At 31.5% G+C, this 16,587-nt stretch carries 16 protein-coding genes; 12 read left to right on the forward strand and 4 right to left on the reverse strand.

Going from position 1 to position 16,587, the window contains the following annotated elements; translation table 11 throughout:
- Positions 1 to 30: 30 nt before the first annotated feature.
- The 3 genes from rnjA to def form a co-directional block, all read right to left on the reverse strand.
- Positions 31 to 1,710, reverse strand: a complete 1,680-nt coding sequence (gene rnjA / locus HMPREF3131_RS08215; RefSeq protein WP_002448244.1) for a ribonuclease J1 — start codon at positions 1,708 to 1,710, stop codon at positions 31 to 33.
- Positions 1,710 to 1,928 (reverse strand): DNA-dependent RNA polymerase subunit epsilon, encoded by a 219-nt coding sequence (locus HMPREF3131_RS08220; protein ID WP_002448185.1) that lies wholly within the window; start codon positions 1,926 to 1,928, stop codon positions 1,710 to 1,712. The genes rnjA and HMPREF3131_RS08220 overlap by 1 nt, the downstream gene beginning before the upstream one ends.
- 355 nt (positions 1,929 to 2,283) lie before the next feature.
- Positions 2,284 to 2,835: a peptide deformylase gene (gene def / locus HMPREF3131_RS08225; RefSeq protein WP_002448106.1), complete on the reverse strand. Its 552-nt coding sequence runs from the start codon at positions 2,833 to 2,835 to the stop codon at positions 2,284 to 2,286.
- A gap of 134 nt (positions 2,836 to 2,969) precedes the next feature.
- Between def and HMPREF3131_RS08230 the strand changes: the two genes are divergently transcribed.
- The 12 genes from HMPREF3131_RS08230 to auxB all read left to right on the forward strand — a co-directional run bounded on the left by HMPREF3131_RS08230 (position 2,970) and on the right by auxB (position 14,865).
- The gene (locus HMPREF3131_RS08230; protein ID WP_017175751.1) at positions 2,970 to 3,599 is read left to right on the forward strand and encodes a YkyA family protein; all 630 of its coding nucleotides are present in this window, start codon (positions 2,970 to 2,972) and stop codon (positions 3,597 to 3,599) included.
- 166 nt (positions 3,600 to 3,765) lie between these two features.
- A complete protein-coding gene (gene pdhA, locus HMPREF3131_RS08235; RefSeq protein WP_002448048.1) occupies positions 3,766 to 4,878 on the forward strand; it encodes a pyruvate dehydrogenase (acetyl-transferring) E1 component subunit alpha in 1,113 nt (370 codons plus the stop codon).
- 3 nt (positions 4,879 to 4,881) lie between these two features.
- Positions 4,882 to 5,859 (forward strand): alpha-ketoacid dehydrogenase subunit beta, encoded by a 978-nt coding sequence (locus tag HMPREF3131_RS08240; protein ID WP_002448131.1) that lies wholly within the window; start codon positions 4,882 to 4,884, stop codon positions 5,857 to 5,859.
- Between the two features lie 221 nt (positions 5,860 to 6,080).
- The gene (locus HMPREF3131_RS08245; protein ID WP_048762323.1) at positions 6,081 to 7,385 is read left to right on the forward strand and encodes a dihydrolipoamide acetyltransferase family protein; all 1,305 of its coding nucleotides are present in this window, start codon (positions 6,081 to 6,083) and stop codon (positions 7,383 to 7,385) included.
- A gap of 3 nt (positions 7,386 to 7,388) precedes the next feature.
- A complete protein-coding gene (lpdA, locus tag HMPREF3131_RS08250) occupies positions 7,389 to 8,795 on the forward strand; it encodes a dihydrolipoyl dehydrogenase (protein WP_002455496.1) in 1,407 nt (468 codons plus the stop codon).
- A gap of 144 nt (positions 8,796 to 8,939) precedes the next feature.
- Positions 8,940 to 9,212, forward strand: a complete 273-nt coding sequence (locus HMPREF3131_RS08255; RefSeq protein WP_048762325.1) for a UPF0223 family protein — start codon at positions 8,940 to 8,942, stop codon at positions 9,210 to 9,212.
- A 130-nt stretch (positions 9,213 to 9,342) separates the two neighbouring features.
- Positions 9,343 to 9,882, forward strand: a complete 540-nt coding sequence (locus tag HMPREF3131_RS08260) for a helix-turn-helix domain-containing protein (protein WP_017175747.1) — start codon at positions 9,343 to 9,345, stop codon at positions 9,880 to 9,882.
- Between the two features lie 13 nt (positions 9,883 to 9,895).
- On the forward strand, positions 9,896 to 10,990 hold the full coding sequence (locus HMPREF3131_RS08265; RefSeq protein ID WP_049382528.1) for an ABC transporter ATP-binding protein: 1,095 nt from the start codon (positions 9,896 to 9,898) through the stop codon (positions 10,988 to 10,990).
- On the forward strand, positions 10,983 to 11,786 hold the full coding sequence (locus HMPREF3131_RS08270; RefSeq protein ID WP_049382527.1) for an ABC transporter permease: 804 nt from the start codon (positions 10,983 to 10,985) through the stop codon (positions 11,784 to 11,786). Before HMPREF3131_RS08265 ends, HMPREF3131_RS08270 begins: the two co-directional genes overlap by 8 nt.
- Before the next feature lie 5 nt (positions 11,787 to 11,791).
- Positions 11,792 to 12,601 carry an ABC transporter permease gene (locus tag HMPREF3131_RS08275; protein ID WP_017175744.1) on the forward strand — a complete coding sequence of 270 codons (810 nt, stop codon included), beginning with the start codon at positions 11,792 to 11,794 and terminating at the stop codon, positions 12,599 to 12,601.
- On the forward strand, positions 12,598 to 13,671 hold the full coding sequence (locus tag HMPREF3131_RS08280) for an ABC transporter substrate-binding protein (protein WP_061544461.1): 1,074 nt from the start codon (positions 12,598 to 12,600) through the stop codon (positions 13,669 to 13,671). Before HMPREF3131_RS08275 ends, HMPREF3131_RS08280 begins: the two co-directional genes overlap by 4 nt.
- 72 nt (positions 13,672 to 13,743) lie before the next feature.
- A complete protein-coding gene (auxB, locus tag HMPREF3131_RS08285) occupies positions 13,744 to 14,865 on the forward strand; it encodes a lipoteichoic acid stability factor AuxB (RefSeq protein WP_017175742.1) in 1,122 nt (373 codons plus the stop codon).
- Positions 14,866 to 15,225: 360 nt separating this feature from the next.
- On the opposite strand, the gene HMPREF3131_RS08290 is transcribed toward auxB, so the two are convergent.
- Positions 15,226 to 16,572, reverse strand: a complete 1,347-nt coding sequence (locus HMPREF3131_RS08290) for an Nramp family divalent metal transporter (protein ID WP_054105434.1) — start codon at positions 16,570 to 16,572, stop codon at positions 15,226 to 15,228.
- Positions 16,573 to 16,587: the final 15 nt, after the last annotated feature.

Below are 16,587 nucleotides of genomic sequence, written 5' to 3' on the forward strand. Positions count from 1 at the left end.
TTATCTAGATACTTTATGTCCCGGACTCTTTTATTCTTCATTTACTTTCATAATTACTGGTAAAATCATTGGACGACGAGCTGTTTTTTCATATAAATATGGCTGTAACGTTTCAATGATTGAAGATTTAATTTGATGCCATTGAATATCATCATTTGAATTTAGTTTTGAAATAACATCCGTTTTAATTTTTCGTTGTGCATCATAAATTAATTGGCCAGATTCACGCATGTAAACAAAACCACGTGAAATAATATCTGGACCTGAAAGAAGTTTATTTGTATTAAAATCAATACTTACTACAACAATAACCAATCCTTCTTCAGATAATAATTTACGATCCCGAATGACAACATTACCAATATCACCGATACCACTTCCATCAACTAATACATTACCAGATGGAATTCGACCAGCTTTACGCGCAGAATCGTGTGTTAAAGCTAAGACATCACCAATATCAAAAATAAAGACATTTTCTTCTTTAACACCACAATCAATACCTGTTTGACCATGAGCTTTTAACATACGATACTCACCATGAATAGGTAAGAAGTATTTAGGTTGAATTAAACGAAGCATTAACTGCTGGTCGCCTTGGGAACCATGTCCTGATGTATGAATGTTAGAAATCTTACTGTGAATAACATCAGCACCAGCTTTATATAATGCGTTAATTGTACGATTGATGCTTTTAGTATTCCCTGGAATAGGAGAAGAACTGAATACTACAGTATCATCAGGTATAATTTTAATTTGTTTGTGTGTACCATTAGCGATACGCGAAAGTGCAGCCATTGGTTCACCTTGAGAGCCAGTGCATAAAATAAGTAACTCGTGTTTAGGAATATTATTAATTTTGTTAGGCTCAACAAATGTTTCGGGGGGTGCTTTGATATAACCAAGCTCCATACCAATCTTAATATTATTTTCCATTGAACGGCCAAAAGTTACAATTTTACGATTATATTTAATTGCTGCTTCCACCGCTTGTTGAACACGATAGATGTTTGATGCAAAGGTTGCGAAAATAATACGACCTTTACAGTTACGGAAAATTTTATCGACATTTTGTCCAACTTCACGTTCACTTAATGTGAAATCAGGAACTAGCGCATTTGTAGAGTCAGATAACAAGCATAATACGCCTTCTTTACCAAGCTCTGCCATTTTTGCGATATTTGCAGGCGCACCAACAGGGGTAAAATCAAATTTGAAGTCACCAGTATGGACAATTTTACCTTCAGGTGTGTCAACAACAACACCATATGCTTCCGGGATACTATGCGTAGTTAAGTAAAAAGAAATTTCAAAATGTTTAGATTTTATAACACTATCTTCTGTAATTTCATTTAAACTAGCATTACGCAGTAAATTGTGTTCTTCTAATTTATTGCGTATTAAACCTAAAGCTAAAGGGCCACCATAAATAGGCACATTAATTTGCTTTAATAGGTAGGGCACACCACCTATATGGTCTTCATGTCCATGAGTAATAAACAAACCAACAATTTTATCTTGATTTTGTTCTAAGTAGGTATAATCAGGAATAACGTAGTCTATACCTAATAAATTATCATCAGGGAATTTAATTCCAGCATCAATGATAACAATTTCATCTTTATACTCCACAGCATAAGTGTTTTTACCAACCTCACCTAAGCCGCCTAGAGCATATACACCTACTTCATTAGAATGTAATTGTTTCATTATTGAGCGTTCTCCACATTAAAGTGATCAGAATGTTCTTTTTCATATTCTAAATGTGCGCCCTCTAATTTAGTAATAAACTCGATATTATAATTGCGATCTTTTAAATAACGTCTTACTTGTTCTTCAGTTTCACCTTCAACATAAATTGTATTTGTGTTCTCACGAACAATTACTTCGTCTTTATTATGTTGAAAAAATACTTTAAATACTGCCATGATATATATTTCCTCCTAAATAAATGTCTATTTATTGTCTTATGAGCACAAGTAGAAAATAAATAAAATATACATGTTTATTTATTTTCACATCTAACGTGAATGCCACATAACAGGTATTTTAAATTTTTAATATAAAATAATATTTATTTTACTGTGCTTAAAGGCAAATCATACATGTCGTTCATTTTTGAAAGATAGTAATTTACTATGATTTCAGTTAACTTTTATTTTACCTTATGTATCAGAATAAATAAAGCAGTTTATATGTAGTAAAAGTAGTAGGAAATTGAATAAAAAAAGAAAAGCCTAACACATTTATTACAATAATGTAAAAATGCATTAGGCTTGAATATTAAACTTCAACTGAGTCTGGTAATGGAGTAAGAGGATGATCTTTATCGATATAATCGTAGAACATAATACCGTTTAAATGATCAATTTCATGTTGAAATACAATTGCTGGATAACCTTTCAAACGTAATTTAACTTCATTACCGTCAATATCATAAGCTTTAATTGTTGTTCTATAATGACGATGAACTAAACCAGGTATATTTTCATCTACGCTTAAACACCCCTCACCAGTAGGTAAATAAGCGTGTTGGACACTATGACTAATTACTTTAGGATTGACTAACATATAGTCGTAAGATTTACCTTCCCCGTCGTCAGGTAAATACACAGCTATCATTTTTTTTGAGATATTAATTTGTGGTGCAGCTAAACCTACTCCAGAGCGTAGACCGTATTTTTTAGCAATTTCATCATCTTGACTATTAATTAAAAATTCACGCATATCACGCAAAGTATTTTTATCTTCTTCAGAAAGAGGTAAATTCACGTCTTTTGCTTTTTCGCGTAACGTAGGATGTCCATCTCTAATAATATCTTTCATTGTTAACATGTTATACACCTTCCTTATATAATATAAAATATAACAGATAATATACATTTACGTACATTATATAGTTTCATTTGATTTATAAACTATCTTTATATAATATTACAATCGAAACACTATGAGGAGGAATGACATTAATGAAATTACGTAAAACCATAGTTGTTGCAGCTGCCTCTACACTTTTATTAGCTGGTTGTACAACTGATAAAAAAGAGGTAAAAGCTTATGACGAGAATGTTCAAAAAGCATTTGATAAAGAACAATCTATAAATGAGGTTAGTAAAAAACTAAATTCACTTGAAGAAAAGAAACAAGGTTTGTATAAAAAAGCAAATAGCAATGACAGTAATACACGTAGTAAAGCAGCTGACGATGTACTTGATAATATTGATAAACGAGAAAAAACCTTTGATAAGGAAGTTTCAATTTTAAAAAATTCCGAAAAGCAATTTAAAAAAGGCGATTCTCATATTAACGATATTAAAAATGATAATAAAAGAAAAGAAGTTAAACAACTTGACGATGCTATAAAAAACAAATATAAAACACATGACGACTATGCTAAGGCTTATAGAAATGTATTAAGTAAAGAAAAAGATTTATTTGAATTAGTCAAACAAGATGGAGTAACACAATCTCAAGTAGACGAAAAAAACAATGCGCTTAATAAAGCTCAAGAAAACTTTAAGAAAAAATTCCAGGCTTATGCTAAGGCAATGAATACAGTTAATAAAGAAAAACAAGACGTCGATCATTTAATCTCTTAACATCACTAATACAGTGTTAATTGTTACATTGATACAGTTTCTCAGACTGTATCTTTTTTTAGTAATACAGAACTTTATGAAAATGTTTAACAGTCTAAAATAATTGTGGTACACTATGAGTGGATAAAATGAATTTCTATTATATGGGAAAGGTATGGTGAATTGAATGGCTCCTAAGTTACAAGCCCAATTCGATGCAGTAAAAGTATTAAATGATACTCAGTCGAAATTTGAAATGGTTCAAATTTTGGACGTAGATGGTAATGTCGTAAATGAAGACTTAGTACCTGATTTAACTGATGAACAATTAGTAGAATTAATGGAAAGAATGGTGTGGACACGTATTCTTGACCAACGTTCTATTTCTTTAAATAGACAAGGTCGTTTAGGTTTCTATGCTCCAACAGCAGGACAAGAAGCATCTCAATTAGCTTCTCAATATGCTTTAGAAAAAGAAGACTTCATTTTACCTGGTTACCGTGATGTACCACAACTTATTTGGCACGGTTTACCGTTAACTGATGCTTTCTTATTCTCAAGAGGTCACTTTAAAGGTAACCAATTCCCTGAAGGCGTAAACGCATTCAGTCCACAAATCATTATCGGTGCACAATATATCCAAACAGCTGGTGTGGCATTCGGTATTAAAAAACGTGGTAAAAAAGCAGTTGCTATCACTTACACTGGTGATGGTGGTTCTTCACAAGGTGATTTCTACGAAGGTATTAACTTTGCTTCTGCTTATAAAGCACCAGCAATCTTTGTTATCCAAAACAATAACTATGCTATTTCTACTCCACGTAGTAAACAAACAGCTGCTACTACATTAGCTCAAAAAGCAATTGCAGTAGGTATCCCTGGTATCCAAGTTGATGGTATGGATGCATTAGCTGTATATCAAGCTACTAAAGAAGCTCGTGATCGCGCAATTAATGGTGAAGGTCCAACATTAATCGAAACTATGACTTATCGTTATGGTCCACATACAATGGCTGGAGATGATCCAACTCGTTACAGAACTTCAGATGAAGATGCAGAGTGGGAGAAAAAAGACCCGTTAGTTCGTTTCAGAAAATTCTTAGAAAATAAAGGATTATGGAGCGAAGAGAAAGAAAACGAAGTTATTGAACGTGCTAAAGACGACATCAAGAAAGCAATTAAAGAGGCTGACAATACTCCAAAACAAACTGTTCTTGATTTAATGGATATCATGTATGAAGATATGCCTCAAAATTTAGCTGAACAATATGAAATTTACAAAGAGAAGGAGTCGAAATAAGCCATGGCACAAATGACAATGGTTCAAGCGATTAACAATGCGCTTAAAACTGAATTGCAAAATGACGAAAACGTTTTAATTTTCGGTGAAGACGTTGGTGTTAACGGCGGTGTATTCCGTGTTACTGAAGGTTTACAAAAAGAATTCGGTGAAGACCGTGTATTCGACACACCATTAGCTGAATCTGGTATTGGTGGTTTAGCTCTTGGTTTAACTGTAGAAGGTTTCCGTCCTGTAATGGAAATTCAATTCTTAGGATTCGTATTTGAAGTGTTTGACGAAGTTGCTGGTCAAATCGCTCGTACGCGTTTCCGTTCAGGTGGTTCTAAAACTGCTCCTGTAACAATTCGTACACCATTTGGTGGTGGGGTACACACTCCAGAATTACACGCAGATAACTTAGAAGGTATTTTAGCTCAATCACCAGGTATTAAAGTAGTTATTCCATCTGGTCCTTATGATGCTAAAGGTTTATTACTTTCATCAATTAGATCAAACGATCCAGTTGTATATTTAGAGCACATGAAATTATATCGTTCATTCCGTGAAGAAGTTCCTGAAGAAGAATATACAATTGAAATTGGTAAAGCAAATGTCAAAAAAGAAGGTAATGACATTACATTAATTGCATACGGTGCAATGGTACAAGAATCTGAAAAAGCTGCAGAAGAACTTGAAAAAGAAGGTTACTCTGTAGAAGTTATCGATTTACGTACAGTTCAACCAATCGATATTGATACATTAGTTGCATCAGTTGAAAAAACTGGTCGTGCAGTAGTTGTTCAAGAAGCTCAACGTCAAGCTGGTGTTGGTGCTACTGTAGCAGCTGAATTAGCTGAACGTGCTATTCTTTCATTAGAAGCTCCAATTGCACGTGTTGCTGCTGCTGATACTGTATATCCATTTACTCAAGCTGAAAACGTTTGGTTACCAAATAAAAATGATATTATTGAACAAGCTAAAGCTACTTTAGAATTCTAATAGTATATACAAAACAGTAAGCTATATATGAATCTATATATTTAAAATAAGTATTTTCTATTTATTTTATGTATATATAATTAGTATATATAATTAATTGTAAACTAGAGACGTAGGACAAAATGATAAAGTGTTAACAGACACGACATATTATTCTGTCCTTCCTCTATGTTATAAATTTATTTAAATAATAAATATTTAAATCTTAGGAGGATAAGAACGTGGCATTTGAATTTAGACTACCCGACATTGGTGAAGGTATCCACGAAGGTGAAATCGTTAAGTGGTTTGTTTCAGCCGGAGATACAATTGAAGAGGATGACGTATTAGCAGAGGTTCAAAATGATAAATCTGTAGTAGAAATCCCATCTCCTGTAAGCGGTACAATTGAAGAAGTAGTAGTTGAAGAAGGCACTGTAGCAGTTGTAGGTGATGTCATTGTTAAAATTGACGCACCAGATGCAGAAGAAATGCAATTTAAAGGTCATGATGATGACGATGCTTCATCTAAAGAAGAAGAACCTGCAAAAGAAGAAGCTAAAACTGAAGAAACTCCAGCAGCTTCAACATCACAAGATGAAAAAGTAGACGAAAATAGACGAATTAAAGCAATGCCATCTGTACGTAAATATGCACGTGAAAAAGGCGTGAACATTAAAGCAGTTTCTGGTTCAGGTAAAAATGGACGTATTACTAAAGAAGACATCGATAACCACTTAAATGGTGGCGGTGCTCAAGCAGCAACAGCTTCAAATGAAAGTGCAGCTGCTTCAACATCAGAAGATACTTCTGCAGTTCAAACTCAATCAGTACCTGAAGGAGACTTCCCTGAAACTACAGAAAAAATCCCTGCTATGCGTAAAGCAATTGCTAAAGCAATGGTTAACTCAAAACACACTGCTCCACACGTAACATTAATGGATGAAATTGATGTTCAAGAATTATGGGATCACCGTAAAAAATTCAAAGAAGTTGCAGCTGAACAAGGTATTAAATTAACATTCTTACCATATGTTGTTAAAGCGCTTGTTTCTGCACTTAAAAAATACCCAGCACTTAATACATCATTTAATGAAGAAGCTGGTGAAATTGTACACAAACATTACTGGAATATCGGTATCGCTGCAGATACTGAAAGAGGTTTATTAGTACCTGTAGTTAAAAATGCAGATCGTAAATCTATTTTCCAAATCTCAGATGAAATCAATGAATTAGCTGTTAAAGCTCGTGATGGTAAATTAACATCTCAAGAAATGAGCGGTGCTACATGTACAATTAGTAACATCGGTTCAGCTGGTGGACAATGGTTCACTCCAGTTATCAATCACCCAGAAGTAGCTATTTTAGGTATTGGACGTATTGCTCAAAAACCTATTGTTAAAGATGGTGAAATTGTAGCAGCTCCAGTATTAGCATTATCATTAAGCTTTGACCACAGACAAATTGATGGTGCAACTGGTCAAAATGCTATGAATCATATCAAACGCTTATTAAATAATCCAGAATTATTATTAATGGAGGGGTAAAACATGGTAGTTGGAGATTTCCCAATTGAAACAGATACTATTGTAATCGGAGCAGGTCCTGGTGGATATGTTGCTGCAATTCGTGCAGCTCAATTAGGACAAAAAGTTACTATTGTTGAAAAAGGTGACTTAGGTGGTGTGTGCTTAAACGTTGGATGTATTCCATCAAAAGCGTTATTACATGCTTCTCATCGTTTCGTAGAAGCTCAACACTCTGAAAATTTAGGGATTATTGCTGAAAGCGTATCACTTAAATTTGATAAAGTTCAAGAATTTAAACAATCAGTTGTTAATAAATTAACTGGCGGTGTTGAAGGTTTATTAAAAGGTAATAAAGTTGACATCGTTCGTGGTGAAGCTTATTTCGTAGATGAAAATAGTTTACGTGTTATGGATGAGAAAAGTGCTCAAACGTATAACTTCAAAAATGCTATTATTGCAACTGGTTCAAGACCAATTGAAATTCCTAATTTTGAATTTGGTAAACGCGTTATCGATTCAACAGGCGCTTTAAACTTACAAGAAGTTCCTGGTAAATTAGTAGTTGTCGGTGGCGGTTATATTGGTTCAGAACTTGGTACTGCCTTTGCTAACTTCGGTTCTGAAGTTACAATTTTAGAAGGTGCTAAAGAAATTCTTGGCGGTTTCGAAAAACAAATGGTTCAACCTGTTAAAAAAGGTATGAAAGAAAAAGGCGTTGAAATTATCACTGAAGCTATGGCTAAAAACGCTGAAGAAACTGAAAACGGTGTTAAAGTTACTTACGAAGCTAAAGGTGAAGAAAAAACAATTGAAGCTGATTATGTATTAGTAACTGTAGGTCGTCGTCCAAATACAGACGAATTAGGCTTAGAAGAATTAGGTCTTAAATTTGCTGATCGTGGATTATTAGAAGTAGACAAACAAAGCCGTACTTCTATTAAAAACATCTACGCAATTGGTGATATCGTGCCTGGTTTACCACTTGCACACAAAGCAAGTTATGAAGGTAAAGTAGCTGCAGAAGTAATTTCAGGTCAAGCATCAGAAGTTGATTATATTGGTATGCCTGCTGTATGCTTCACTGAACCAGAATTAGCTCAAGTTGGTTATACTGAAGCTCAAGCTAAAGAAGAAGGTTTAGATTTCAAAGCATCTAAATTCCCTTATGCTGCTAACGGACGTGCATTATCATTAGATGATACAACTGGTTTTGTTAAATTAATTACATTAAAAGAAGATGACACAGTTATTGGTGCTCAAGTAGCAGGTAATGGTGCTTCTGATATTATTTCTGAATTAGGTTTAGCAATCGAAGCAGGTATGAATGCTGAAGATATCGCATTAACTGTTCATGCTCATCCAACATTAGGTGAAATGACTATGGAAGTTGCCGAAAAAGCTATTGGATTACCAATCCATACTATGTAATTTCCTTTTGAAATAATTGTGAATTAAATCGACGTATTTAATTGAAATAATTGAAATAACCATTTACGGTGGGACTATGATTTTTATAAGGAATCTAGTTCCACCTTTTTTTATAGAAATAAGTTTATATTTTGGAGGGTAACTATGGAATATCAATATCCACTCGATTTAGATTGGTCTAATGATGAAATGGTTGAAGTTATTAAATTTTTTAATCAAATCGAAAACTATTATGAAAAGTCTATAATAGGTACTGAGTTAATGGAACAATATAAAAAATTTAAACAAATTGTGCCAAGTAAAGCTGAAGAAAAACAAATTTTTAAAGAATTTGAAGAAAAAAGTGGCTATAATAGCTATAAAGTAATCCAAGAAGTTAAAAAGCATCCTGATCGAGAAAATTTTAGTAAACATTAAGATTGCTAATTCAATCTCAATTTTTTAATATACCTATTGAATTTAAAGCTGTATTTTGTTATTTTTATTAAGCATTAAACAAAATGTTTGATAATAGTAAACAATATACAGCTTTTTTAGGTGGTTAGTTATGCAGATTGGATATAAATTAAAAAATTTAAGACGTCAAAAAAATCTTACTCAAGAAGAGTTAGCGGAACGAACTGATTTATCAAAAGGATATATTTCACAAATTGAAAGTGAATATGCGTCTCCAAGTATGGAAACATTTTTAAATATATTAGAAGTATTAGGTACTACACCAAGTGATTTTTTTAAAGAAAAAGCGAAAGAGAAAGTATTATATAAAAAAAGTGAACGAACTATTTATGATGAATATGACAGAGGATATATTTTAAATTGGGTTGTACCTAGTTCAAATGAATATGAAATGGAACCTCTTATATTAACAATTAAGCCTGGATCATCGTACAAATCTTTTGAACCTTCTGAATCTGATACCTTTATTTATTGTTTAGAGGGATGTGTAATACTTACGTTAGGTAAGGAGCGCTATCAAGCTTATGAGGGAGATGTACTTTATTTTAGAGCAAATGAATTACATCAATTACATAATCATTCAGAAAATGAAGTTAAAATTCTAATTGTAGCAACAGCATCATATTTGTAAAGGAGGAAATGGATTGGAATCACTATTATCTTTTAAAAAAGTTACTAAGAAATTTAATGATACAACAATATTAAATAATATGAACTTAGATATTGAATCGGGATATTTTTATACGTTACTTGGTCCCTCAGGTTGTGGTAAAACTACGATTTTAAAGCTTATTGCAGGATTTGAACAACCTAATGAAGGTCAAATTATTTATAAAAATCAGTCTATCGAAAAATTACCTGCAAATAAACGTAAAGTAAATACAGTATTTCAAGATTATGCTTTATTTCCTCATTTAAATGTATATGAGAATATTGCTTTTGGTTTAAGACTAAAAAAGTTTTCTAAACAAGAGATTGATAAGAAAGTTAAAGAAGCATTAAAACTTGTTAAGCTCACAGGTTATGAGCAACGTCATATTGATGAAATGAGTGGGGGACAAAAACAAAGAGTCGCTATTGCCAGAGCTATTGTAAATAAACCTGAAATTTTATTATTAGATGAATCTCTTTCGGCACTAGATTTAAAATTACGTACTGAAATGCAATATGAACTGCGTGAGTTACAAAAAAGATTAGGCATCACTTTTATTTTTGTTACTCATGATCAAGAAGAAGCATTGGCACTTAGTGATTATATTTTTGTGATGAAAGATGGTGAAATACAACAATTTGGTACACCAACAGATATTTATGATGAACCAGTGAATCGATTCGTGGCTGATTTTATTGGAGAATCTAATATTGTTGATGGCACAATGGTTAAAGATTTTGTAGTGAATATATATGGTCAGGATTTTGAATGTGTTGATGCTCGGATTCCATCTGGGAAAAAAATTGAAGTAGTGATTCGTCCAGAGGATATTTCTTTAGTTGAATCGACACAAGGTTTATTCACTGCAACTGTCGATTCAATGCTTTTTAGAGGTGTACATTACGAAATTTGTTGTATTGATGAAAAAGGGTATGAATGGGTTATTCAATCTACTAAAAAGACCACAATAGGAAGTCAGGTAGGTTTGTTTTTTGAACCGGAAGCTATTCATATTATGGTTCCTGGAGAAACTGAAGAAGAATTTGATAAACGTATTGAAAGTTATGAGGATATTGAACATGCGTAATTTAAATAAATTTCTCATCATTCCATATTTATTATGGATGATTATTTTTATTATTATTCCTGTGCTATTACTTGTATATTTTTCATTTATCGATATAAATGGTCATTTTAGTTTTACCAATTATCGACAAGTCTTTTCAATGAAATATTTAAAAATGATGTGGGATTCTATTTTTTATGCGGCACTTATAACAATCATTACACTAATTATAAGTTATCCTGCAGCCTATTTTATTAGATCTTCAAAATTCCAAAATATTTGGTTACTTATATTAATCATACCAACATGGATTAATTTATTGTTAAAAACTTATGCTTTTATTGGGATTTTAAGTCACGAAGGTATGATTAATAAAATGTTAGGTATAATGCATATTGATCCCCTAAATTTGTTGTTTACATCAGGTGCGTTTTTACTTGTTGCAAGTTATATTTATATACCATTTATGATTTTGCCTATTTTTAATAGCATGAAATCAATTCCTAATAATTTATTACAAGCTTCAAGTGATTTAGGTGCAAATACATTTACTACTTTTCGTAAAATCATACTTCCTTTGACTAAAGAAGGTATAATGACAGGTGTTCAAGTCACATTTATACCAGCACTATCGTTATTTATGATTACTAGACTGATAGCTGGAAATAAAGTGATTAATATTGGTACATCTATTGAGGAACAATTTTTAGTTATTCAAAACTACGGAATGGGTTCGACAATAGCTATCTTTTTAATTGTATTTATGGCCTTTATCTTAATTATTACTAAATCTAAAGAAACAAATGGAAGAGGGTGAATTAAATGAAATGGTACGGAAAACTTTATATAGGAATATTACTTGTTGTATTATATCTTCCTATTTTTTTCTTAATGTTTTATTCGTTTAATTCAGCTGGAAATATGGTACATTTTGAACATTTTACATTAGAACATTATCAAGCTTTATTTCAAGATGATCATTTAATGTCTGTAATATTTAATACAATAGCAGTTGCATTGCTATCCGCAGCAGTATCTACTATTATAGGAACATTTGGAGCAATATCAATTTATTATTTGCGAAATAAGAAGTTTAAATTGACATTACTTACATTAAATAATGTACTAATGGTTTCATCTGATGTTGTCATAGGTGCCTCATTTTTAATTATGTTCACAGCTTTAGGACATATATTTGGATTAGGGCTAGGATTTGGAACAGTATTAGCATCGCATATTGCATTCTGTATACCTATAGTAGTCATTCTTGTGCTACCACAGCTATATGAAATGAATCATAACATGTTAAATGCAGCTCGTGATTTAGGCGCTACAGAATCTCAAGTACTCGGACGTATACTTTTACCAAACTTAATGCCTGCTATTATTGGTGGTTTTTTTATGGCACTTACCTATTCTCTAGATGATTTTACTGTAAGTTTTTTTGTGACAGGTAATGGATTTAGTGTCTTATCAGTAGAGGTGTATGCCATGGCTCGAAAAGGTATCAGTATGGAAATAAATGCTATTTCAACAATCTTATTTTTAGCTATTGTGCTAGGTATTATTGGATACTATGCACTTCAAAATACATTAAAACGTAGAAGTGCTAAAAGAGGTGCAATAGAATGAAACAATTTTTTCAGTTAATTATCGGTGCCATTGTAGTAGGATTGATATGTTTAGGAATAAGTCATTGGTTTAATTCTCAAGATAATACAAAAACTGGTAAAAAAGTCTATGTATATAATTGGGGAGAATACATTGATCCTGATTTAATAAAGAAATTTGAAAAAGAGACAGGTATGCAAGTTGTTTATGAAACGTTTGATTCGAATGAAGCCATGGAAGCAAAAATTAAAAATGGTGGTACACATTATGATGTTGCATTTCCAAGTGAATATACGGTTCAAAAATTAAAAAGAGAACATTTATTAGAACCTTTAGATCATCAGAAAATACCCAATATTAAAAATTTGGATTCTGATTATATGAATATGGCTTATGATCCACATAATACCTATTCACTACCCTATTTTTTTGGAACGGTAGGTATTCTATACAATAAAAAAGCGTATCCTAATGAACAATTTGATAGTTGGAGCGATTTATATCAGTCTAAATACAAAAATGACATATTACTTGTTGACGGGGCTAGAGAAATTATAGGGTTAGCTTTAAATAAATTGGGTTATAGTTTAAATGATTCCAATCCTGTTCATATTAAGCAAGCAGAACAAGACTTACAATCTCTTACACCTCAAGTTAGAGGGGTAGTAGGCGATGAAATTACTATGATGCTTCAACAAAATGAAGGCCATATTGCTGTAGTATGGAGTGGTGTAGCAGCATCACTTGTTCAAGAGGGAGATACTTATGATTATGTGGTTCCTAAAGAAGGTTCGAATGTATGGTTTGATAACATGGTTATTCCTAAAACTGCTCAAAATAAAGAAGGCGCATATCAATTTATTAACTTTTTATTAGATGCTAAAAATAATAAACAAAATACAGAATGGGTTGGGTATGCTACTCCGAATAAGGCGGCTAGAAATTTATTACCAAATAACATAAAAAACGATCACCGTTTTTATCCAACTCAAAAAGAACAAAAACGATTAGAAGTTTATAAAGATTTAGGGGAGAAAACATTAGGAGAATATAACGAAAGTTTCTTGAATTTTAAAATGTCGTTAAAATAAGTGATAATTAGTAGTTATTTTCCTATAAATTAGATATAATAATTTGACAAGTCAATTAAGGAGTTGTAATAAATGTCAGGAGAACGATACACACAAATCAAACGACCTGTGAGCCGTTTAACTGAGAAACTTTTAGGTTGGATTAGTTGGATTTTCTTATTAATATTAACGGTTATTACAATGTTTATTGCACTCGTATCATTCAGTAATGATACATCAATTCAAAATCTTGAAAATTCCATGAATAATAATCAATTAATACAACAAATACTAGTTAACAATAGTCTAAATACGACTCAATTTGTTATATGGTTACAAAATGGAATTTGGGCAATTATCGTGTACTTTATCATTTGTTTATTAATTTCATTTTTAGCTTTAATTTCTATGAATATTAGAATTTTATCTGGAATATTATTTTTAATTGCTTCCATTATTACTTTGCCTTTAGTGTTATTATTTATTACATTAATTATTCCAATCTTCTTCTTCATTACAGCGATTATGATGTTTGCAAGAAGAAGTAAATTAGAAACTGTTCCAGCATATGGTTCTACTTACGATTATCCCCCTTATTATAATCAAAGAGATGATTATGATGATAGATATTATTATGAAGAAGAACCTACTCAATATAATGATGAAGAAGAGTACATAGAACCACCTCGTAAGACTAAAAAATCAGAACGTCGTACTCGTCGTAAACCTTCAAGTTATTATAATGAAAGAGAACATGATTATGAGGATTATAATCATATTAATCAAAATAATAATGAGCAAGATTTTAATGATGATATTGAGGAAGATAAATATAATCAATATCCTAAACGTGCTGTAACAAGTGAATATCAACAATCTTCAAATGATGATGATACTTCTGGCGTGCTTTCAAGACAAAGAAAGTATAAATATAAATCAAAAAATAGTATGCCGAATGAAGTTAATGATGATGAAAATAATGTAGAAACAGACTCATATATTGATAAGAAAGAACAAAAAGCACAACGTAAAAGAGAAAAAGCGGAATTACGTGCTAAGAAAAAAGAAAAACGTAAAGCTTATAATCAACGTATGAAAGAAAAAAGAAAGAATCAGCCAAGTGCTGTTAATCAACGTCGAATGAATTATGAAGAACGTAAGCAAATTTTAAATAAAGAAGAAAACAAAGAGAAACACTCAGTTGATCAAGAATAATTGAAGGTTATTAGTTTTACGTATAGCTCCCAAGCAATTTGAATTAAATGGCTTGGGAGTTTATTTATAGTCAATAAAAATAAAATTAGATAAGTATGTAATAATAGAAAGATATAAATTAAAATAAAATGCGTACATCATTGAAATGATATAGTCGCAATAATCAGTTCTATTGGAGTATTTGTAAAACCTACATTAATATTAAAAATTAAATCTATACTATTCATATTATGACATTGATATGAAAGTTTAATATAGTGTGGTTTGCAATGATATTATGGAAGTTATAATGAATTAAAAGAATACAGAGAAAAACTATTGTTAAGATATCATGTTCAATACCTTAACAATAGTTTTATTTTATGCAAAAAATTCTTTAAATGTTTCGATAATTAAATAAACATTAAGTAGGCTTAGAATAATAATTAAACTCCAAGAACAAAAGTTAATCCAGTTTTTATTATAAAAAGGGCCCATTAATTTTTTGTTGCTTGTTGCAAGTTGTAAAGGAATGAGTGAAAACGGTAAAGCGATACTTAAAAATACTTGAGAAAGTACTAAAAGTTGTTCCATTTTATTTTCATTACCTTTAAATACAATTAAACAAATTATAACAGGAATGACAGCTAAACCTCTAGTTATTAATCGTCTTAACCAATTTGGAATTGATAATCTTAAAAATCCTTCCATAACAATTTGACCTGAGAGTGTTCCAGTGATTGTAGAATTTTGTCCAGATGCAAGTAGTGCAATAGCGAATAATGTACTCATGATACTGCCAAGTACTGACCCTAGAAGCGGCTGAGTTTTAAGGGCATGATATAAATCATAAAATCCTCCTAATTTATCAGCATTAACACCATAAAATAGTGCAGCACCTAATATAAGTAACAAGCAATTTACTATAAAAGCGATGCTTAATTGTATATTAGAATCAATTGTTGCATATTTAATTGCTTGTGCCTTATCGTTCTCATTAGTTCTATCATATTTACGTGATTGTACAATCGAAGAATGTAAATAGAGATTGTGAGGCATAATTGTAGCACCAATAATCCCTAAAGCAATATACAGTACACTATGATTTGTAACGATATCCTTATGAGGAATAAACCCGTTAAGAATATTAATCACTTTAGGTGATGAAATAAATACTTCGAATAAGAAAATAATTAGAACAGTAAAAATTAATGTTCCGACAATCGCTTCGATTTTTCTGAAGCCAAATTTCATAATAAAGAGTAAAAGAAAAACATCTAAAACAGTTATAAGTGCACCTATAATTAAAGGAATATTAAACAATAAGTCTAGAGCTATTGCACTTCCGATAATTTCAGCAATATCTGTAGCGATAATAGCTAGTTCTGCTATTATCCAAAATATAATTGCTAACGGGCGATTTAAATAATGACGTGTCATTTGTGCTAAATCCATCTCTGTAGCAATACCTAATCTAACTGTCATGCTTTGCAAAAGCATTGCAGCTAAACTAGAAACTAAAATAATAAAAAGAAGAATATAGCCAAATTGTGCTCCGCCTTGCATAGATGTAATCCAGTTACCTGGATCCATATATCCCACCGCTACTAATAATCCTGGACCTAAAAAAGCTAAAAATTTTTGGCTTGCACTTTTATTACTATTAAAGTCTACTGTATTATTAATTTCGTCTAAGCTACGTTGTTTTTTATTACTCATATAATTCATTCATACACTCCTAAA

This window comes from Staphylococcus sp. HMSC14C01, assembly GCF_001808085.1.
Classification (GTDB): Bacteria; Bacillota; Bacilli; order Staphylococcales; family Staphylococcaceae; genus Staphylococcus; species Staphylococcus hominis.